The sequence below is a fragment of the Pseudomonas tehranensis genome (genome assembly GCF_014268615.1).
GTDB classification, from domain to species: domain Bacteria; phylum Pseudomonadota; class Gammaproteobacteria; order Pseudomonadales; family Pseudomonadaceae; genus Aquipseudomonas; species Aquipseudomonas tehranensis.
Window position 1 is genome coordinate 1 of record NZ_JABWQV010000084.1, and the last position, 19,266, is coordinate 19,266.

At 61.0% G+C, this 19,266-nt stretch carries 18 protein-coding genes; 11 read left to right on the forward strand and 7 right to left on the reverse strand.

The window, feature by feature from the left end:
- Window positions 1–190: 190 nt before the first annotated feature.
- The 5 genes from pqqA to yghX all read left to right on the forward strand — a co-directional run bounded on the left by pqqA (window position 191) and on the right by yghX (window position 6,010).
- Window positions 191–262: a pyrroloquinoline quinone precursor peptide PqqA gene (pqqA, locus tag HU811_RS14290; protein WP_003243383.1), complete on the forward strand. Its 72-nt coding sequence runs from the start codon at window positions 191–193 to the stop codon at window positions 260–262.
- A gap of 113 nt (window positions 263–375) precedes the next feature.
- A complete protein-coding gene (gene ercA, locus HU811_RS14295; protein WP_186656535.1) occupies window positions 376–1,539 on the forward strand; it encodes an alcohol dehydrogenase-like regulatory protein ErcA in 1,164 nt (387 codons plus the stop codon).
- Window positions 1,523–2,893 carry a hybrid sensor histidine kinase/response regulator gene (locus HU811_RS14300; RefSeq protein WP_186656537.1) on the forward strand — a complete coding sequence of 457 codons (1,371 nt, stop codon included), beginning with the start codon at window positions 1,523–1,525 and terminating at the stop codon, window positions 2,891–2,893. The genes ercA and HU811_RS14300 overlap by 17 nt, the downstream gene beginning before the upstream one ends.
- A gap of 491 nt (window positions 2,894–3,384) precedes the next feature.
- Complete coding sequence (gene mqo, locus HU811_RS14305) at window positions 3,385–5,028, forward strand: malate dehydrogenase (quinone) (RefSeq protein ID WP_186656540.1); 1,644 nt, start codon at window positions 3,385–3,387, stop codon at window positions 5,026–5,028.
- Window positions 5,029–5,119: 91 nt separating this feature from the next.
- Entirely contained in the window at window positions 5,120–6,010 is an 891-nt protein-coding gene (gene yghX, locus HU811_RS14310; protein WP_186656542.1) for a YghX family hydrolase, read from the forward strand.
- Between the two features lie 172 nt (window positions 6,011–6,182).
- Here yghX and HU811_RS14315 read toward each other — a convergent pair whose 3' ends face one another.
- The gene (locus HU811_RS14315) at window positions 6,183–7,511 is read right to left on the reverse strand and encodes an alginate export family protein (protein WP_186656545.1); all 1,329 of its coding nucleotides are present in this window, start codon (window positions 7,509–7,511) and stop codon (window positions 6,183–6,185) included.
- Between the two features lie 292 nt (window positions 7,512–7,803).
- On the opposite strand from HU811_RS14315, the gene HU811_RS14320 reads away from it, so the two are divergent.
- From HU811_RS14320 to feaR, 3 genes are all read left to right on the forward strand, one after another.
- The gene (locus HU811_RS14320) at window positions 7,804–9,303 is read left to right on the forward strand and encodes an APC family permease (RefSeq protein ID WP_139050442.1); all 1,500 of its coding nucleotides are present in this window, start codon (window positions 7,804–7,806) and stop codon (window positions 9,301–9,303) included.
- Window positions 9,248–9,868, forward strand: a complete 621-nt coding sequence (locus HU811_RS14325) for a DUF3156 family protein (protein ID WP_186656547.1) — start codon at window positions 9,248–9,250, stop codon at window positions 9,866–9,868. The genes HU811_RS14320 and HU811_RS14325 overlap by 56 nt, the downstream gene beginning before the upstream one ends.
- Window positions 9,869–9,991: 123 nt before the next feature.
- Window positions 9,992–10,954: a transcriptional regulator FeaR gene (feaR, locus tag HU811_RS14330; protein ID WP_186656549.1), complete on the forward strand. Its 963-nt coding sequence runs from the start codon at window positions 9,992–9,994 to the stop codon at window positions 10,952–10,954.
- A gap of 182 nt (window positions 10,955–11,136) precedes the next feature.
- Here the strand turns inward: feaR and HU811_RS14335 are convergent, their stop codons facing one another.
- The 6 genes from HU811_RS14335 to HU811_RS14360 all read right to left on the reverse strand — a co-directional run bounded on the left by HU811_RS14335 (window position 11,137) and on the right by HU811_RS14360 (window position 16,179).
- Window positions 11,137–11,904, reverse strand: coding sequence for an SDR family oxidoreductase (locus HU811_RS14335; protein ID WP_186656551.1), 768 nt, complete (start codon window positions 11,902–11,904; stop codon window positions 11,137–11,139).
- Window positions 11,897–12,697: an SDR family NAD(P)-dependent oxidoreductase gene (locus HU811_RS14340; RefSeq protein WP_186656553.1), complete on the reverse strand. Its 801-nt coding sequence runs from the start codon at window positions 12,695–12,697 to the stop codon at window positions 11,897–11,899. The genes HU811_RS14335 and HU811_RS14340 overlap by 8 nt, the downstream gene beginning before the upstream one ends.
- Window positions 12,690–13,511 (reverse strand): molybdenum cofactor biosynthesis F family protein, encoded by an 822-nt coding sequence (locus HU811_RS14345; RefSeq protein ID WP_186656554.1) that lies wholly within the window; start codon window positions 13,509–13,511, stop codon window positions 12,690–12,692. Before HU811_RS14345 ends, HU811_RS14340 begins: the two co-directional genes overlap by 8 nt.
- A 97-nt stretch (window positions 13,512–13,608) precedes the next feature.
- A complete protein-coding gene (locus HU811_RS14350) occupies window positions 13,609–14,268 on the reverse strand; it encodes a helix-turn-helix transcriptional regulator (RefSeq protein ID WP_186656556.1) in 660 nt (219 codons plus the stop codon).
- A 52-nt stretch (window positions 14,269–14,320) separates the two neighbouring features.
- Entirely contained in the window at window positions 14,321–14,686 is a 366-nt protein-coding gene (locus HU811_RS14355) for a cupin domain-containing protein (RefSeq protein WP_186656557.1), read from the reverse strand.
- 194 nt (window positions 14,687–14,880) lie between these two features.
- The gene (locus tag HU811_RS14360; RefSeq protein WP_186656558.1) at window positions 14,881–16,179 is read right to left on the reverse strand and encodes an NAD(P)/FAD-dependent oxidoreductase; all 1,299 of its coding nucleotides are present in this window, start codon (window positions 16,177–16,179) and stop codon (window positions 14,881–14,883) included.
- Between the two features lie 312 nt (window positions 16,180–16,491).
- Between HU811_RS14360 and HU811_RS14365 the strand changes: the two genes are divergently transcribed.
- From HU811_RS14365 to hpaR, 3 genes are all read left to right on the forward strand, one after another.
- Window positions 16,492–17,661: a p-hydroxyphenylacetate 3-hydroxylase oxygenase component gene (locus HU811_RS14365; protein WP_186656560.1), complete on the forward strand. Its 1,170-nt coding sequence runs from the start codon at window positions 16,492–16,494 to the stop codon at window positions 17,659–17,661.
- A 71-nt stretch (window positions 17,662–17,732) separates the two neighbouring features.
- Complete coding sequence (locus HU811_RS14370; protein WP_186656562.1) at window positions 17,733–18,674, forward strand: p-hydroxyphenylacetate 3-hydroxylase reductase component; 942 nt, start codon at window positions 17,733–17,735, stop codon at window positions 18,672–18,674.
- Window positions 18,675–18,807: 133 nt separating this feature from the next.
- A complete protein-coding gene (hpaR, locus tag HU811_RS14375) occupies window positions 18,808–19,230 on the forward strand; it encodes a homoprotocatechuate degradation operon regulator HpaR (protein WP_186656564.1) in 423 nt (140 codons plus the stop codon).
- Window positions 19,231–19,266 lie beyond the last annotated feature (36 nt).

The window sequence follows — 19,266 nt, forward strand, 5'->3', positions numbered from 1 at the left end:
CGCAGCCTCGCTCCGCTCGACAGCTCCTACCGCGCAGCCCAGCGGGAGCAGCTCCCTCGCCACAAGTGCTCGCTTCTCCAGTAGTACCAACGCACCCCGCCCACCGCTTCGAAAGTAGCATTCGAGCCCCGGGCGTCCTGTGCATTAATGACTTTGCCGGAATGGCCCGGTACAAGAAGAGGAAAGACCCATGTGGACTAAACCCGCGTACACCGACCTGCGTATAGGCTTTGAAGTGACGATGTACTTCGCCAACCGATGAGCGCTGGCCCGGTCTGAGAGGTTCAGGCCGGGCTACCCATTTGGTCTGATTGCAATCACGGTGGGATGCTTTAGGCTCAGGGTATTCCCGAAACAATAAGAACAGGCTTACCGATGAGCCAGAGTCTCAGTCCGCTGCGCAAGTTCGTTTCACCTGAAATCATGTTTGGCGCCGGCTGCCGGCACAATGTCGGCAATTACGCCAAGACGTTCGGCGCACGCAAGGTGCTGATCGTCACCGATACCGGCGTGATCGCTGCAGGATGGGTCGCCGACGTCGAGGCCAGCCTCCAGGCCCAGGCCATCGATTACTGCATCTACAGTGCCGTTTCACCCAATCCTCGTGTCGAAGAAGTCATGCTCGGAGCCGAGCTGTACCGGGAAAACCACTGCGATGTGATCGTCGCGGTCGGTGGCGGCAGCCCGATGGATTGCGGTAAAGGCATCGGCATCGTCGTGGCCCATGGTCGCAATATCCTGGAATTCGAAGGCGTGGACACCTTGCAGGTGCCCAGTCCACCGCTGATCCTCATTCCCACCACCGCCGGCACCTCGGCGGACGTGTCGCAGTTCGTGATCATTTCCAACCAGCAAGAGCGCATGAAGTTTTCCATCGTCAGCAAGGCGGCGGTGCCGGACGTGTCGCTGATCGACCCGGAAACGACCCTGAGCATGGACCCGTTCCTGTCCGCCTGCACCGGCATCGATGCGCTGGTGCATGCCATCGAGGCGTTTGTTTCCACTGGCCACGGCCCACTCACCGACCCCCATGCGCTGGAGGCGATGCGCCTGATCAACGGCAACCTGGTGCAGATGATCGCCAACCCGGCGGATGTCGCCCTGCGGGAAAAGATCATGCTGGGCAGCATGCAGGCCGGCCTGGCGTTCTCCAATGCGATTCTCGGCGCGGTGCACGCGATGTCCCACAGCCTGGGTGGTTTCCTGGATTTGCCCCATGGTTTGTGCAACGCGGTGCTGGTGGAGCATGTGGTGGCGTTCAACTACAACTCGGCGCCCGACCGTTTCAAGGTGATTGCCCAGACGCTGGGCATTGATTGCCGTGGCCTCAATCACCGGCAGATCCGTACTCGGCTGGTGGAACACCTGATTGCCCTCAAACGCACCATCGGCTTTCACGAAACCCTGGGGCTGCACGGGGTGAGTACCTCGGATATTCCGTTCCTGTCGCAACATGCGATGCATGACCCGTGCATTCTCACCAACCCTCGGGAGTCGAGCCAGCGGGATGTCGAGGTCGTCTATGGCGAAGCCCTCTGACGAACAGCAAAAAGCCCTGGCCGGGCTGCTGGGACTGGGCAATCACTCTACGCGCAAGAGCCACTACCCGGAACTGGCCGCGCGCCTCGATGAGCTGGAACAGGCCCGGCAACACTTGCAACAGCTCAATGACCAGTTGGAGCAGCGGGTAGCCGAACGCACCGACGCGCTGCTGGAGGCCAACCATAACCTGCAGCAACAGATCGCCCAACGTGAGCTGATCGAGCAACAACTGCGCGACGCCCGGGACGCTGCGCAGGCGGCCAATCGCAGCAAGGACAAATACCTGGCTGCCGCCAGCCATGACCTGCTGCAACCGCTCAACGCCGCACGCCTGTTGATCGCCACATTACGCGAGCGCACGCTGCCCACCTCCGAGCAGGTGCTGGTGGAGCGCACCCATCAGGCGCTCGAAGGTGCGGAGGACTTGCTCACCGACCTGCTGGACATTTCCCGGCTGGACCAGGCTGCGGTCAAGCCGGACCTGGCACCCTATCGGCTGGGTGAGCTGCTCGCACCGCTGGCTTCGGAATTTCAATCGGTGGCTGGCGCTGCCGGGTTGGAGCTACGGGTACGCTTCGGCGACGAAGCGGTGATGACCGACCTGCGGCTGATGACCCGGATCCTGCGCAACCTGCTCAGCAATGCCTGTCGTTACACCGCCCAGGGCGGCATCCTGTTGGCCGCGCGGCGTCGGGGCGAGCGCTTGAGCCTGGAGGTCTGGGACACCGGGCGCGGCATTGCCGCCGACTGCCTGGAGTCGATCTTCCTGGAGTTCAACCAGTTGGATGTGGGCCGCGCGGCGGACCGCAAGGGCGTCGGCCTGGGGCTGGCGATTGTCGAGCGTATCGCCCATATCCTCGGTTATCGGGTCCAGGTGCGTTCCCGACCGGGGCGCGGATCGGTATTCAGTATTGAGGTGCCATTGTCGATTGAAAGACCGCCTCCCATGCCCCGGATACCCGTACAGGCGGTCGCCGGAAATCCGTTGCCTGGGCGCCGGCTTTTGGTGATCGACAATGAGCTGAGCATTTTGCAAAGCATGGCCGCGCTGCTGAGCCAGTGGGGGTGCGAGGTGCTGGTCGCCACGGACGAGGCGGGTGCCTTTGACGTGCTGCAAGGCCGCGCGCCGGAGCTGATCCTGGCGGATTTCCACCTGGATCATGGCGTGGTCGGGTGCGAAGTGGTCAAACACCTGCGCGAACATTTCCAGCAAACGATACCGGCGGTGATCATCACCGCCGATCGCAGCGACCAGTGCCGCCGCGCCTTGCGCAAACTCAATGCGCCACTGCTCAACAAACCGGTCAAGCCCGGCAAGTTGCGGGCGGTGTTGAGTCAGTTGCTCGGGTAGCGAATGCAGAGATTCAGGTCAACTCATCGGCATTCACCACAAGTCCCCTGTGGGAGCGGGCTTGCTCGCGAAGGCGGCACATCCAATGTGGATGCAGGCTGATCCAGCGCCATCGCGAGCAAGCCCGCTCCCACATTTTTCAGCCAGTGCGCTATCAAAAAGCCTTCATTTGGTCGGTGTTTATGCCTTGAGTGAAAAAAGGGGCTTCGGTCTGTTTAGTTCATTCTGTAAACTCCCCCCGCTGCGACAATCGGGCACGGCCACGTCAGGCCCGATTACAAGCGTTTTGCAGTGTCCCTCACCCAGCTGAAGCCAAGACCTACAAGAAGTCAGCGCCGGAGAGACATAAACAAGAGGCCGATGTTTCTCGGCCCCTGTAGGTCCTTCCTCCAGTCCCGTCTCGACCCCCTTGATGCCGTATGCAGGCCATGGCGTGGTCTATCATTGCAGGGCTGGTGGGCGGAATGGCGTTCTACCCTAGGGATACACACATGTTGAAGAAAACACACACGGCGCTGCTGGGCCTGGCGATGGCGATGGGTCTTGCGACCACGCACGCCGCCGAGGCAAAAAAAGTGGATGTCCTGCTCATTGGCGGGGGCATCATGAGCTCGACACTCGGCGTCTGGCTCAATGAGCTGGAACCGGATTGGACCATGGAAATGGTCGAGCGCCTGGACGGTGTTGCCGAAGAAAGCTCCAACGGCTGGAACAATGCCGGTACCGGCCACTCCGCGCTGGCCGAGCTGAACTACACGCCCGAAGACAAGAATGGCAACGTCGAAATCGTCAAGGCCATCGAGATCAACGAAGCCTTCCAGGTGTCCCGTCAGTTCTGGGCCTGGCAGGTCAAGAACGGCGTGCTGAAGAACCCGCGCTCGTTCATCAACTCCACGCCGCACATGAGCTTTGTCTGGGGCGAGGACAACATCGCGTTCCTGAAGAAGCGCTATGAAGCCCTTCAGGCCAGCCCGTTGTTCGCTGGCATGCAGTACTCCGAAGATCGCGAGCAAATCAGCAAGTGGGTTCCGTTGATGATGCAAGGGCGTGACCCAGCCCAGAAAGTCGCGGCCACCTGGAGTCCCTTGGGCACCGACGTGAATTTCGGCGAAATCACCCGTCAGTTCGCAGCTCACCTGCAAACCAAGCCGAACTTCTCCCTCAAGCTGTCCAGCGAAGTGCAGGACATTACCCGCAACGAAGACGGCAGCTGGCGCGTGTCGTACAAGAACCTGAAGGACGGTAGCGAAACCGAGACCGACGCCAAGTTCGTGTTCATCGGCGCTGGCGGCGGTGCCTTGCACCTGCTGCAGGAAGCCGACATCCCGGAAGCCCGTGAATACGCCGGCTTCCCGGTAGGCGGCTCGTTCCTGGTGACCGAGAACCCGACCATCGCCCAAATGCACCTGGCCAAGGCCTACGGCAAGGCTTCGGTTGGCGCACCGCCGATGTCGGTTCCGCACCTGGACACCCGCATGCTCGACGGCAAGCGTGTGATTCTGTTTGGCCCATTTGCCACCTTCTCCACCAAGTTCCTGAAGAACGGTTCGTATTTCGACCTGCTGACCAGCACTACCACCCACAACGTGTGGCCGATGACCAAGGTCGGTATCGAACAGTACCCGCTGGTTGAATACCTGGCTGGCCAGTTGATGCAGTCGGACGAAGATCGCTTCAACGCCCTGAAGGAATACTTTCCGGACGCCAAACAGCAAGACTGGCGCCTGTGGCAGGCCGGCCAGCGCGTGCAGATCATCAAGCGTGACGAAGAGAAGGGCGGCGTCCTGAAACTGGGCACCGAAGTGGTCGCCTCCCAGGACGGCAGCATCGCCGCTCTGCTGGGTGCTTCGCCAGGTGCCTCAACCGCTGCGCCGATCATGCTGACCGTGCTTGAGAAGGTCTTCAAGGACAAGGTCGCTTCCCCGGCCTGGCAGGAAAAGCTGCATCAGATCGTGCCAAGCTACGGCACCAAACTCAACGAAAGCCCTGAGCGTGTGGCTCAGGAGTGGGCTTACACCAGCGAAGTCCTGCAGTTGGACACGCCGCCGACGATCGGCCAGCAGGGCACCGCTCCTGCACCGACCGAGCCGGCCGCTGCCCCGCAAAGCAACCCGGCGGCCGACATGGCGCTGTAAACCGGACGCAGTCTGGTGAATAAAAAACGCCGCTCACCGAGCGGCGTTTTTTTTCGTCTATGATTTTTCGATCCCCGAAGAGGATCAAACCATGACTCGCCTGACCGCCAAGGACTTTGCCCCCGAACTGCTCGAACTCTATGACTTTTACGCCCACGGTCAGATATCCCGACGGATCTTCCTGGAGCGGGCCAGCCAGTTTGCGGTGGGCGGGCTGACAGCCGGCGCACTGCTGGCGTCGTTGAGCCCCAACTATGCCCAGGCCATGCAGGTGAACTTCACCGACCCGGACATCGTGGCGCAGTACATCACTTATCCCTCACCCAACGGTCACGGTCAGGTGCGCGGCTATCTGGTTCGACCAGCCAAGACCAGCGGCCCGCTGCCCGGTGTGGTGGTTGCCCATGAGAACCGTGGCTTGAACCCCTACATCGAAGACGTCGCCCGACGCGTGGCCAAGGCCGGTTTCGTGGCGCTGGCGCCGGATGGCCTGACCTCGATGGGCGGGTATCCGGGTAACGATGACAAGGGGCGCGAGCTGCAGGCGCAGGTTGATCCCGAGAAGCTGATGAACGATTTTTTCGCGGCCGTTGAGTTTCTGATGAAACATGAGGCCATCGGCGGCAAGAAAGTCGGCATCACCGGTTTCTGCTATGGCGGCGGGGTGGCCAATGCCGCTGCCGTGGCGTATCCCGAGCTCGGCGCGGCGGTGCCATTTTATGGGCGTGGACCCAAGCCTGAGGACGTGCCGCGAATCAAGGCACCGCTGCTGATCCACTACGCCGAACTCGACACCCGCATCAATGAAGGCTGGCCGGCTTACGAAGCAGCGCTCAAGGCCGGGAAGAAGACGTACCAGGCCTATATCTATCCGGGCGTCAACCATGGCTTCCACAACGATTCGACCCCGCGCTATGACGAAGCGGCTGCCGAGCTGGCGTGGGGGCGCACACTTGAGTGGTTCAATCAGTACCTGGGGTGAGCGCACCTGAGCACCGCCGGTCACCCCATCAGATCCAGACCATGTTGCATCAGCACCAGTAAACAAGGAATCGTTTCCCCGGTGGCATTGCCGACGGCTGCGATCTTTCCAGATCAAGATCCAAAAGATCGCAGCCTGCGGCAGCTCCTACCCAAGCCTTCGCGGCTTTTGATCAGAACGGAACCGCTACCACCAGTTGGCTGTAGACATTGGTGCCATTGCCATTCACTTGATTACCACCGTTGCTCGCGTCCTTTTCCGGCTTGTACAGGCCCACCAATGGCGTGACGATCAGGTGTTCGTTCACGGCCCATTCCACATACAGGTCCAGCTCTCGACCGTCGAGGTTGAGCGTGTCGCGGGTGTGCAGGGTCTTGTAGTCGAAGAACAGCGCGCCGAGGGTCAGTGCCTCCGTTGGCTTGAGCTTGAGCCCCAGGTGCTGGACGGCGGTGTTGCTGTTGAACGGCCCGGAATAGTTGCCGCTGACTTCGCCCTGGAACCAGGTGCCATAGCCTCGACTCGTGCCGTTGAACATCGAGTCCCAGTCTTTGGAGTATCGGCTGTAGCGATAGGTCAGGTCCGGGGTCCAGGGCAGCTCTGCGAAGGTGTAGCCGGCTTCGGTGTACCAGGCTTTCTCCGCACCGGCGTCCTTGTCCTGCCAGGCGTATTCGAAGGCAAAGTGGGCGTTTTCGATGCCGGCGTTCCCCGCGCCCCGCAGGCTGTAGATGTCCATGCCTTCGCGCTGCTTCTGGAATTCGCTGGCATAGCGATCATCGACGTCGAGGCCATGGATGTAGGTCAGCCCCAGGGTGCCCGGTGCGGCGCTGTACTCCAGGGTGCCGGCGGCCAGTTCGGTATTGGCCTGGGCGCGGTTGTCGGATTTGATCCACATCAGGCTGCCGTGTACGCCGTCCTGGCCGCCCAGGCGCAGCACGGCGGTCTTGTCGAAGGCATGACGGGCGGCCAGGTAATAGGCGCCGCCGCGGTTGAACTCACCGTCGGCCACGCCCTTGCCCAGGTTAAGACCGTCGTCGTTGATAATGAAACCGTCGCCGAGGGTGATGACCTGACGACCGTAGGACAGGTCGACGCCGTCCTTGCCCAGCACCGGGAACAGATCCCCTGAACGCCAGCCGGCAAATGCTTCATCGAACTTGGTGGTGCGCTCCGATCCGTCGCTCAGGCCCGCGGCATCGCCGTCGCCCCAGGTGCCGGAGCTGACCAGATTGGCCGTCCCGTAGACGCTGCCCATGGCGCCGAGTGTCTGGTCGATACTCAGGCCATACTTGATAAAACCCTCGCGCCAACTTGAGCCGCCGCGGGTGCCGTCATAGTTCTTGCGGCTATTGAACATCCCGTAGACCGCGAGGAAATTGCCGGTAACCGTGGTGTCGTCGTCGGCGTAAAGCTCATAGGCCTGGGCCGACGAATCAGCCACCAGCAGGACGATTCCAAGGCCGATGGCTGTGCGCAGCAAAGGTGTATTGCGGGTGTGCTCCATGGTGGTTTCCCCAGTGTGATAGGACAGCAGAGCGCGCATTAAGGGGAGGCGCTGGCAGGGAAGTCTTTCACCTGCCTGCCAGGCAATTGATCCAGCCCGCCAAGATGCGAACGCTGGCAGGCAGCAACAAAACCGGCGGCAGACACGGGCAAGACGCTCAGGGTGAGGGCGGCGCACAGTGATCCTGCACACGACGCCGTTTCAATCAGGGACTGGCTGGGGGGGGCTTGAACGCCGGCTCCTGGACGGCTGTGGCATCCATACTAAAAATCCGCTTTCGAGGATCTTCACGATGTCGATCAATGACAGGCTCACCGAGCACTTGAACCGGGGTACGGTGGGTTTCCCCACCGCGTTGGCCAGCACCATTGGCCTGATCATGGCAAGCCCTGTGATTCTCACCGCGACCATGGGCTTTGGTATTGGCGGCAGCGCCTTTGCCGTGGCGATGCTGATCGCCGTGGTCATGATGCTGGCCCAGGCGACCACCTTCGCCGAGGCCGCCTCGATCCTGCCCACCACCGGCTCCGTCTACGACTACATCAACTGTGGCATGGGACGTTTTTTTGCAATCACCGGTACGCTGTCGGCCTACCTGATTGTCCATGTGTTCGCCGGGACTGCAGAAACGATCCTGGCCGGGGTCATGGCCCTGGTGAATTTCGAGCACCTCAACACCCTCGCCGAGTCGGCGGGTGGTTCCTGGCTGTTGGGCGTGGGGTTCGTCGTGGTCTTTGGCGTGCTGAACGCGTTCGGTGTCAGCGCCTTCGGCCGGGCCGAGATCATCCTCACGTTCGGCATGTGGACGACCCTGATGGTGTTCGGCGTACTGGGCCTGATCGCCGCTCCGGCGGTGGAGCTGGAGGGGTGGTTTGGCGCCTCCGTGGTCGGCACCGATCTGGTCACGGTGCTGTCGCTGGTGGGCATGGCCATGTTCATGTTTGTCGGTTGCGAATTCGTCACGCCCCTGGCGCCGGACCTGCGGCGCTCGGCCACGACCATGCCGCGGGCCATGATGCTGGGGTTGTTCGGCGTTGCTACGTGCATGTTCATTTATGGCGCTGCGATGAAGCGCCAGGTCGAAAACGTGCTGCTCGATGCCACCAGCGGCGTGCACCTGCTGGACACGCCCATGGCGATTCCGCGATTCGCCGAGCAGGTCATGGGCGATATCGGCCCGATGTGGTTGGGGATCGGCTTCCTGTTTGCCGGGGCGGCGACTATCAATACCCTGATGGCCGGTGTGCCGCGGATTCTGTATGGCATGGCGGTGGATGGCGCGCTGCCGCGGTTCTTCACCTACCTGCACCCGCGTTTCAAGACCCCGGTGCTGTGCATCCTTGTGGCGATGCTGATTCCGTGCCTGCACGCGTTGTGGCTGGGTGGCAACACCGACAACATCATGCACCTGGTGCTGGCCGCCGTATGTGCCTGGAGTTTTGCCTACCTGTTGGTGACCGTGTCGGTAATAAGCCTGCGGATCCGTCGTCCGGATCTGCCACGGGCGTATCGCTCACCGTTTTTCCCGCTGCCTCAGATCCTGTCCAGTGTCGGCATCGTCATCGGCATGTGGTTCATCACTCCGCCAGGCATGAATCCGGCCGACATTTACGTTCCATTCGCGGTAATGCTCGGTGGCACTGCGGCCTACGCCTTGTTCTGGACCCTGGTGGTGCAGAAGGTCAATCCATTCAAGCCGGCGTCGGTGGAAGACGTGCTGGCCAAGGAGTTTTCCCATGAACCAGGGCAACCTGTCAGCGAGTTTGACGAACGTGCTGCGAAGACTGTCTGAGCTGTTCAGCGCCCACCGCGCCCCGGTCGGTTATCGCCCCGGGGTGACGCTGGAACACTTGCGACGCAACCTCGGGTTGGCGCGATTCGAGATGTCCGACCCGGTGACGGCGATAGCCGTCACTGATGAGGGGCGCTTGCAGGTGGAGATCGTCGAACGCACCGAGTCGCAGTTGTTGATGCACCTGGTGATGACCGAGTTCGTGCTGCGCGTGCCTGCGTCGAGAGAGGGCACTGCACGCCTGGAACTGCACCATGGCGGGGCCGTGCGACGCCAGGGTATTCGTTGTCGGCTCAAGGAAGGGGACAATCAGCTATCGGCTCGGTTGAAGGCTGCGATAGAGGGCGATCAGGCGCTGTACCAAGCCCTCATGCCATTGGACTTCAAACGCCTGCGCATTGATCTGCAAGACCGCCAGTGGTGGGTGCGGCTGGAGCATATGGGCGGCAGTGAGGTGGTGAATCGGATGCCGGCCTTTCGTCGCTACATTGCTTTGAGCCGCGAGCAACGGGTTGCCTTGTGGGCGGTCTTGAGCGGCTTGCAAAGGGTACTGGGAACACTCTGATTTTTTGGCTTTGCCCTGGCATCAATTGTGCTACTGCTCTGGCGATCAGGTACTTGTTGCGTGCAAATAGATAACATGTTAACTATTGCCGTACAAAAACAATAAGCCACTGCGGAGAGCGCCATGAGCATGCATCAGATTGGGCAAGACGGGCTGGAGACCTGGAACCGGGATCTGCGCGCCACTTGCGGCCATTTCGAGACGGAACTGGCCTTTAATCGCGCGCTGTTTATCGGTCAGGTGTCGAATTACTTCCGTGGCGGTCTTTCCCTCGCCAACTTGCGTACCAACGCTGGTTGTATCAAGCGTCACTCGCCCAATCCCGACCATGATGACGATCAGGATTGCTTGCTGGTCAGTCAGCGCAGTGGATACTCGCGCATTACTCAGAACGGCCTGAGCATCCAGCTGGCGCCCGGCGAACTGCTGTTGATGGACTCGGTGGGTTCCCTCGAGATCAGCCCGTTCGGCCTGATTGAACACGCCGTGCTGTCCCTGTCCCGTCAGGATGTGTCCAGGAAACTGGGCGGGGAAACCAGGACCTTCGGCAAGATCTCCTCGCGCAAGGCTTGTGGGCGCATGTTGCACGTATTGATGGATCAGCTGTGCAAGGACACTCCGGACGGCGAGGGCGCCGCAGGGGAAGGTGAAGCCTTGCAGAATGCGTTTGTTTCGCTGCTGAGTTCGGCCCTGGAACAGGGCACCGGTTCGGATGATGACGGCGTTGCGTTGCAAGGTAGTCACTTGCGCAGTTATGTGCAGAAAGTCATCGACGAGTCCCTGAGCCAGCCCGGCTTGAGCCCGGTGGGCCTGGCCAACCGTCTGAACATTTCGGTGCGACACCTGTACCGTTTATTCGAAGAACAGGATGACAGCGTCTGCCGTTACATCCAGCGGGCGCGACTCAAGCGTAGCGCCGATGACCTGACCAACCCGTTCCTGCGGGACGAATCCATTACTTCGATCGCCTACAAATGGGGCTTCACCGATTCGGCCCATTTCAGTCGTTCGTTCAAGAAACAGTTCGAGCTATCGCCCAAGGAATTTCGTGCCAGCCGTTTGCAGGTGGGGCAGGGAGTGGCTTGAGTGGATATATCCAATAGCTTTGCAGTCTGAACCATCGCCTTCGCGAGCAAGCCCGCTCCCACAAAGGGATGTGTGATGAACATGATTTTTGTGGATGACATTGGAAAGTGTGGGAGCGGGCTTGTCCGCGAAGGCGGCGGTACATTCACCAGCATCGTCAGCGAGGCACCGCTCCCGTAGGTTCACACCTCCGGCAAAGTCGAACCCCCATCGACCACCAAAGTTTGCCCGGTCACATAACTGGCCAGGCTCGACGCCAGGAAGAGCATGGCGCCGGCGATGTCGCTCGGTTGGCCCAATCGACCCAGCGGCACCCGGCGGGCAATGTCCTGATTGACCTCATCGTCGCCCAAGTTGGCCATGGCCGGCGTTGCGATCATGCCCGGCTCGACGCCATTGACGCGGACATTCTCACCCGCCAGTTCCAGTGCCGCATTGCGAATGAAACCGTTGACCCCGGCCTTGGACGCCGCATAGTGGCTGAGCCCCGGATAAGCCACCCGCGGGCCGGTGACCGAGGAGGTCACCAGCACGCAGCCCTGGCCTTGACGACGGAACATCGGCAATGCCCCCTGAGTCAGCCAGAATAGCGCCGAGAGGTTGACTGCCAGCGTGCGTTCAAGCATCGGTGGCGTGATCCTGGCGAAGGGTGTCAGGGGAAAGTACCCGGCGTTGTGCACCAGAACATCCAGCCTTCCCAGGCGCTGCTCCAGATCAGCCATCAGCGTGCTGATCGCCGTTGCCTCGGCCAGGTCCACGCCCACGGCCTGTACCTGACAACCTGCTGCGGTCAGTTCGCTCGCCACGGCCTCGGCCTGTGCCAGGTCCAGGTCAGCGATCACCACACGCCCGCCACGCCGGGCGAAGGCTTCGACGATGGCCCGGCCTATACCCTGGGCACCGCCCGTGACCAGCACTGTTTTGCCGGTGAAATCCAGATCATCAGGCATCCATGGCCTCCATCCGGCTGAAGGCCAGGGTCGGTACGTCTATGATGCTGGAGCCGCCGTCGACCACCAGTGTTGCGCCAGTGATGATCGAGGCTTGATTCGAGGCCAGGAAGCGACAGACATGGGCAATCTCCTGCGCGCTGGCGGGCCTGCGCAATGGCACGTCGGCGCAGACCCGGTCATAGGCCTGCTGCAGCGTTTCGCCGTGAAACTGCATCAGAACCTGCATTTCCTCATCAGCCATCGGCGTACGCACCCAGCCCGGGCAGACGGCGTTGACCCGCACCCCGCGCGGGCCGTAATCGCGCGCCAGGGAGCGGTTCAGCCCAAGCAGCGCGTGCTTGGCGGTGGTATAGCCGCAGACTTGCGGGCCCGCCGCCAACGACGCGATGGAGGCGATCAGCACAATGTTGCCAGCGCTTTGCTGCAGCAGCGGCAGGCATGCCCGGGCGCTATAGAAGGCGCTGTCGAGATTGCTGCGCATGGCCGCTTCCCAGGTCTGCGGGCTGGTCTGGGTGGCGCTGCCCAGGCCCATGCCGCCAGCGCAGGCCAGCAGCACATCGAGTCGGCCATAGCGCTCGCGGATCTGTGCGACGAAGCCGTCCCAGGTCGTCGGGCATGCGGCATCGCCCACCAGCACCAGGCCGCCGATCTCCTCGGCCAGTTGCGCCAGCGGTTCGCGGCGCCGGCCGATCAGCACCAGGTTGGCGCCCTCGGCGGCATACAGCCGCGCGCAGGCGGCACCGATGCCAGTGCCCGCCCCCGTGATCACGATGGTGCGTAACTCAGGCATCGGGATACTCCGTCCGATTGAGAACCTGGCAGTAGGAGCTGACCGGGAAATTGGAAAATTCATCGAAAGACGCGCCGGCATAACCGAAAATCTTGCCGTCGCTGCGGTGCTGCTGCATGTCGATCAGCACCAGGCCCAGGGTCGGGATGATCTTTTCCCGCCAGACGAACAGGTACAACTGATCGGCGATCTTGTAGGTGTCACACCGGTCGGTATCGCACAGGCCCTGTTCCACACCCTTGAGGCATTGCCAGGAATAGAACCGGTCGTTGAGATAGATGTGTTCGTAGACTTCGCTGGGGCTGTAGCGATAGAGGTTGCGCAGGCCCACCAGTTCGGTGGTCGGTACATGTGGGCACAGGCCCTGCTGCCAGGGGCGGTCGAGACTGCCGTGAAGGAACTCCACGTTGACGCTCGTCAGCGGCTGGCCGGCCAGTGCGCGGCGGTAAAGACCTTCGCGCGTTTGTTCCTGCCCGGGCATGCTGCCGATCACTGCGGTGAACGCGGCGTTAGCGGTATCAAGTACCAGACTGATCGACCAGGTTTGAGTGCCTTCGTGCTTGACGAAGTCCACCAGGTACAGGCCTGGCCGCACCGAAGTGGCCCGATACGGTGCGGTGCCGCTGGAATGGCCGTCGGCAGCGCTCCATGACAGCGTTTGCTGTTCGAAGCGGTGCTCAATCTGCCAGCCATTGGCGAAATTCAGCGTGAAGGTCTTACCGTTCAGGTCGGCCAGGTTCGGCAGGATGAACGCTTCAGGGGCAAAGCCGTCGGCCAGGGCGCCGACGGTGATCCAGTCTGTAGGTGTGGTCATTGCAAGGCTCCGGTTGGATGAGATAGCCACCCGGATCATGGCGTCTTGTGCGGGGCTGGCCCATCAACCGAATGGTTGAACCGGCATAGACAATAACTTAGAGGAACAGGCTGCTGACCAGCTCGGTCCGGTTGCTCACGCCGGTCTTGCGAAACAGGTTGATCAGGTGCGTCTTGACCGTGGGCAGGCCGACGTCCAGCTCTCTGGCCAATTGTTTGTTACTGGCACCCTGGCGCAGCAGCAACGCTATCTGGCGTTCCTTGGGGGTCAGGCTATTGAGCGAGTGGTCCTGCGGCGGCAGGTTGGCGACGGCCAGTTGCAGCAGCGCTTGCAGCGCTGAGAGCTGCGTCAGTTGCTGGCTGGTGAAGACCCCTTGCTCGGCGGTGCGCAACAAGGAGATGGCCGCTTGAGGCCGACTGCCCCGATGGGCGAAGACCTCCACCACATCCACCACGTCGTAGCGCTGCAAAAAATGGCGGTAGCGATGGCTGTCACGGATTGGCTGGCGGGCCATGGCCAGGCCAAGAGGCACCACGGCCAGGTCGCTGGAAACGTAGTTGCGCGGTTGCAAAGGGTCGAACTGGCGATAGTTGTCCAGATAATCGCGATGCATCTCGCCGCTCATGCCATGCAGGCTGAAGTCATGGGCTTGCAACTGTCGGTCGACGCAATAGAAGGCCGCCCGACTGGCGGGAACGAGCTGGGTGAACGCATGCAGGCAGTGGCCGGCGATGTCCTGGGAGGGGATGACGTGCATGGTCGCAACCTTCGCCAAGAGGGCTGCCGGTGAATCCGGCAGCCGGGTTCGATCAGACTACCGCGAAGTAGTGTTTGACAAAACTTTCGCTGACCACTTCCCACAATACCGGCGTGCCTTTGGTCACGAACCAGCTGTCGCCGGCCTTGTAACGGGTGCTCTGGCCGCTGGCTTCGTCGGTCAGCACCACTTCGCCAGTGACCACGGTAGCCTGTTCGGCGAACGGATAAACCATGCGGAACTTGCCCTTGGTCGTGCCGAAGTAGGCGCTGCTGATCGCATCGGTGGGGGCGCCGAAGGTCATTTTGCCGAAGGCTTTGACTTCGCCTTCCAGGATCTCGGAACCGAGGTCGGCGACGGTGCCCCAGGCGTCCAGTTCGGACAGCTGGATGTCTTTTTTGAGGTTGATAAGGGACATGGCAGTGACTCCTGATAAGTGAAAAAACAGCGGGTATGTATGTGTAGTACCGGTCAGTGAAGGTGCTGAATCTGTGGGAGCGGGCTTGCTCGCGAAAGCGGTGGGTCAGGCAGCATTGATGTCGACTGTTACACCGTCTTCGCGAGCAAGCCCGCTCCCACAGGGGGGCGCTTAACTGACTGGCATCATGGCCATCAACGACGGCCATTCCAGTAACCCGACAACTGATGCCAGGACTTGCCGGCGGTCAGCAGCAGTGGGCGGATGGCGTCCTTGCCGATGATGGTCGGCCGTTTGACGGAGCTGACCAGATCGTAGCGCGCCGAGCCTTCGCTCATGCCTTCGGCCAGCACCTTGCAGATGATGTGGCTGGGGGTGACGCCAAAGCCGGAATAGCCTTGGACGAAAAACGCATTGCTGCGGCCGGGCAGGGTGCCGATCTGCGGGAACAGGTTCGGGCTGCACGCCATTGGGCCGCCCCAGGCCAGGTCGATCTTCACGTCCTTGAGGTACGGGAAAACCTTCAGCATCAGGCGCCGGTTCCAGGCCTTGAGGTCCTGGGGGATGTGTTCTATCAACGGCGTCGCCGCACCGAACAGCAGGCGGTTTTCATGGGTGACGCGGTAGTAGTCGATCACCGGGCGAATATCGCTGTACGCGCCGCGAATCGGGCTGATGCGCTGGATCAGTTCCTCCGACAATGGCTCGGTCATCATCTGGAAGGCATAGGTATTGATGGTCGAGCGATGCAGCTCCGGCTCCAGTTTGTTGAGGAAGCTGTCGCAGGCCCACAGCAGCTTGCTGGCCTTGACTGATCCACGCCCGGTGCGCACGGTAATGCGCTCGCCATAGCTGACTTCCAGGGCCGGACTGTTCTCGAAAATCCGCACGCCGTGGCCGACCAGTGCCTTGGCTTCCCCCAGCAGCAGGTTCAGTGAATGCACGTGCCCGCCGCCCATGTGCAGCAATGCACTGCTGTAGGCCTTGGACCCGATGATCTGCTGCACGTCGCAGCCGCCGAGAAAGCGGATCTCATGCTTGCTGTTGATCGACTTGAAGTCTTTTTCCCAGGCCCGCAGGGTTTTTTCCTGGCGAGCGTTGAAGCCCATGTAGCCGTAGCCATGACAGAAATCGGCATCGATGTCGTACTTGGCGATGCGATCCTTGATGATGTCCGCGCCCAGATCGCTGATCTCGAAGACCTGCCGCAGCCCGTCTTCTCCCACGTCCTTCTTGATTTTTTCCAGGTCATGGCCGATGCCGGCCATGATCTGCCCGCCATTGCGTCCGGTGCCGCCGAACCCCAGGTAACGCGCCTCCAGCACCACGGTATTGGTAATGCCTTTTTCAGCGAGTTCCAGCGCGGTATTGATGCCGGAGAAACCGCCGCCAATCACCACGACGTCGGCTTCCACGTCCTGTTCCAGGGTTGGGAAACTGAGGTTGTATTTCTTGGTGGCGGTGTAATAGGTGGGCGTTTCGATATTGATCATGACGCAACCTGACAAAGTGAAAAGAACGCCGTGACAAGCGCCTTCGCAAGACACTGCACGCGATGGCCCTATTAAGAGCCCTGGTGCAGGCGCCCGTCTTGATCATCCGTGCCGGCGGATTTGATCGAGCGCGCCATGGCAGTGAAGGTCGCGCCGTGGAAAGTACAATCTTGGGTCTGGAAGGTGCATTTTTCAGTTGCCTCGGATTACCCATACTGAACGGGCCTTAATCACTGATTCCGCCATTTCTGCACCACCAGGTTGCCGGGCAAAGGCGGGATCGGCAGATGCCAATAATAAAAGAGCCCGTCCATGAAAAAGCCAAATCCGTTGCTCGAAGACCTCAAGCCTATCCTGCCGGTCATTGCCGCCAATGCCTTCCAGGCAGAGAAGGACCGTAGCGTTCCTGCCGAAAATATAGCCTTGCTCAAAGGTATCGGCATGCACCGGGCTTTCCAGCCGAAACAATACGGCGGCATGGAAATGTCGCTACCGCAGTTCGCCGACTGCATCGCGTTGCTGGCTGGCTCCTGCGCCAGTACCGCCTGGGCCATGAGCCTGTTGTGCACCCATAGCCATCAATTGGCAATGTTCCCGGCCAAAGCCCAGGAAGAAGTCTGGGGCGACGATCCCGATGCCACCGCCAGCAGTAGCATCGCGCCTTTCGGCCGCACCGAGGAGGTCGAAGGCGGCGTCATGTTCAGCGGTGAAATGGGCTGGAGCAGCGGCTGTGACCATGCCGAGTGGGCGATCGTAGGCTTTCGCCGCAAAAATGCCGAGGGTACTCAGGATTATTGCTTCGCGGTGCTGCCTCGCAGCGATTATGAAATCCGCGATGACTGGTACGCGGTGGGCATGCGCGGCAGTGGCAGCAAGACGTTGATCATCGACAACGCTTTTGTGCCGGAACACCGGATCCAGAAAGCCAAGGACATGATGGAAGGCAAATCCGCTGGGTTTGGCCTGTACCCCGACAGCAAGATTTTCTACTCGCCGTATCGCCCGTATTTCGCCAGCGGTTTCTCCACGGTGAGTCTGGGTGTGGCGGAACGCATGCTGGAGGTTTTTCGCGAGAAAACCCGAACCCGCGTGCGCGCCTACACCGGCGCGGCGGTGGGCGCCGCCACCCCGGCGCTGATGCGCTTGGCCGAGTCCACTCATCAGGTGGCGGCAGCCCGGGCGTTTCTGGAGAAAACCTGGCAAGAGCATGCCGAACACAGTGAGCGCCACCAATACCCCAGCCGCGAAACCCTAGCGTTCTGGCGCACCAACCAGGGGTACGCCACCAAAATGTGCATTCAGGCAGTGGATCGCCTGATGGAAGCGGCCGGGGGGGGCGCCTGGTTCGAGACCAACGAACTGCAACGGCTGTTCCGCGATGCTCATTTGACCGGTGCTCACGCCTACACCGACTACGACGTCTGCGCGCAGATTCTGGGCCGTGAACTGATGGGCCTGGAGCCCGACCCCACCATGGTTTGATCGCCTGCTCGCTGAGCCTGGCTCATATAAAAACAACTGAGGCCGTCGACTGAGGCGGCCGGGAGTCTTGCATGTCTAATGTGTGCGATAGCGCTTTCGACACCCGTGCGTTTCGCCGGGCCCTGGGTAACTTTGCCACTGGCGTGACCGTGGTCACCGCAGCCGCCGAAGATGGTCGCAAGGTCGGCGTGACGGCCAACAGTTTCAACTCGGTGTCCCTGGATCCGCCGCTGATTCTCTGGAGCATCGACAAGCGCTCCAGCAGCCACGGCGTGTTCGAGGCCGCCAGCCATTTTGCGGTGAACGTGCTGGCCGCCGACCAGATCGACCTGTCGAACAACTTCGCCCGGCCCAAGGAGGATCGGTTCGCCGAGATCCAGTTCGAGGCCGGTGAGGGAGGTGCTCCGGTGTTTGTCGATTGCTCGGCGCGTTTTCACTGTGAAAAATTCCAACAGGTTGATGGCGGTGATCACTGGATCATGATCGGTAAAGTCGTGGCGTTTGATGATTACGGTCGCTCGCCATTGCTTTATCACCAGGGCGCCTACTCGATGATCTTGCCCCATACCCGCATGACCAAACGGGAGGAGGGGCAGTCCCCCAGCAGTCACTTCCAGGGCCGTTTGAGCCACAACTTGTATTACCTGATGACCCAGGCGCTGCGGGCCTATCAGGCCAGTTACCAGCCCCGCCAGCTGTCCACCGGGCTGCGCACCAGCGAAGCACGGATGTTGATGGTGCTGGAAAACGATGCAGGGCTGAACCTGTGCGACCTGCAACGGGAAGTGGCGATGCCGGTGCGCGAGATCGAAGAGGCCGTGGCGAACCTCAAGCGCAAGGGGCTGGTCACCGATGAGGGCGAGCGCGTGCGTCTGACCGTCAAGGGCGTGGACGAAACCGAAGGACTCTGGGCAATTGCCAAGGAGCAGCAAGACAAGGTATTTGGCCAGTTCAGCGAGCAACAGGTGGAGCATTTCAAGGCCGTGCTCAAAGGCGTCATCAAAGGCGCTTGAGTTGTTACAGGTGTTCAGGCGCGATACCCATCCTTGTGGCGAGGAGATAAATCCCTTCGCCACAAGGTAACTCGGCGCTGAAGCTGTTAAGATTTAGTTAACTCATTAACTAAATCCTCTCGCGATCACACCTATGCCCAAACCGCGCCAATCCTTGACCCTCACCCTTCTACAGGCCCGTGAAGCGGCCATGGGTTTTTTCCGTCCCTCGCTCAATCAGCACGGTTTGACCGAACAGCAATGGCGGGTCATCCGCATCCTCAGTCAGCACGACGAACTGGAGATCAATCGCCTCGCAGAACTGGCCTGCATTCTCAAACCGAGCATGACCGGCGTGCTGACGCGCATGGTAGCGGCGGGCATGGTGGAACGGCGCAAGGCCGAACAGGATCAACGGCGGGTGCTGGTGCGACTGGCGCCGCAGGGGCAGGCATGCTTCGACTCGATGAGCCAGAGCATGGAAGAGAATTACCAGCGCTTGCAGGTGAAGCTGGGAGAGGAAAAGCTGCAGACCTTGCTGGGGTTGCTCAATGATCTGAAGACGATCAGACGCTGAGGCAAGTCTGCTTTTGTGGCGAGGGAGCTTGCTCCC

Bases quoted from the DNA above. Each gene is read 5' to 3' on its own strand.
- HU811_RS14360 (WP_186656558.1), bottom strand. From the start codon at position 16,179: ATGATCAATATCGAAACGCCCACCTATTACACCGCCACCAAGAAATAC.
- HU811_RS14335 (WP_186656551.1), bottom strand. From the start codon at position 11,904: ATGCCTGATGATCTGGATTTCACCGGCAAAACAGTGCTGGTCACGGGC.
- hpaR (WP_186656564.1), top strand. From the start codon at position 18,808: ATGCCCAAACCGCGCCAATCCTTGACCCTCACCCTTCTACAGGCCCGT.
- HU811_RS14340 (WP_186656553.1), bottom strand. From the start codon at position 12,697: ATGCCTGAGTTACGCACCATCGTGATCACGGGGGCGGGCACTGGCATC.
- HU811_RS14365 (WP_186656560.1), top strand. From the start codon at position 16,492: ATGAAAAAGCCAAATCCGTTGCTCGAAGACCTCAAGCCTATCCTGCCG.
- ercA (WP_186656535.1), top strand. From the start codon at position 376: ATGAGCCAGAGTCTCAGTCCGCTGCGCAAGTTCGTTTCACCTGAAATC.
- yghX (WP_186656542.1), top strand. From the start codon at position 5,120: ATGACTCGCCTGACCGCCAAGGACTTTGCCCCCGAACTGCTCGAACTC.
- feaR (WP_186656549.1), top strand. From the start codon at position 9,992: ATGAGCATGCATCAGATTGGGCAAGACGGGCTGGAGACCTGGAACCGG.
- HU811_RS14300 (WP_186656537.1), top strand. From the start codon at position 1,523: ATGGCGAAGCCCTCTGACGAACAGCAAAAAGCCCTGGCCGGGCTGCTG.
- HU811_RS14325 (WP_186656547.1), top strand. From the start codon at position 9,248: ATGAACCAGGGCAACCTGTCAGCGAGTTTGACGAACGTGCTGCGAAGA.
- HU811_RS14320 (WP_139050442.1), top strand. From the start codon at position 7,804: ATGTCGATCAATGACAGGCTCACCGAGCACTTGAACCGGGGTACGGTG.
- HU811_RS14315 (WP_186656545.1), bottom strand. From the start codon at position 7,511: ATGGAGCACACCCGCAATACACCTTTGCTGCGCACAGCCATCGGCCTT.
- HU811_RS14350 (WP_186656556.1), bottom strand. From the start codon at position 14,268: ATGCACGTCATCCCCTCCCAGGACATCGCCGGCCACTGCCTGCATGCG.
- HU811_RS14345 (WP_186656554.1), bottom strand. From the start codon at position 13,511: ATGACCACACCTACAGACTGGATCACCGTCGGCGCCCTGGCCGACGGC.
- HU811_RS14355 (WP_186656557.1), bottom strand. From the start codon at position 14,686: ATGTCCCTTATCAACCTCAAAAAAGACATCCAGCTGTCCGAACTGGAC.
- mqo (WP_186656540.1), top strand. From the start codon at position 3,385: ATGTTGAAGAAAACACACACGGCGCTGCTGGGCCTGGCGATGGCGATG.
- HU811_RS14370 (WP_186656562.1), top strand. From the start codon at position 17,733: ATGTCTAATGTGTGCGATAGCGCTTTCGACACCCGTGCGTTTCGCCGG.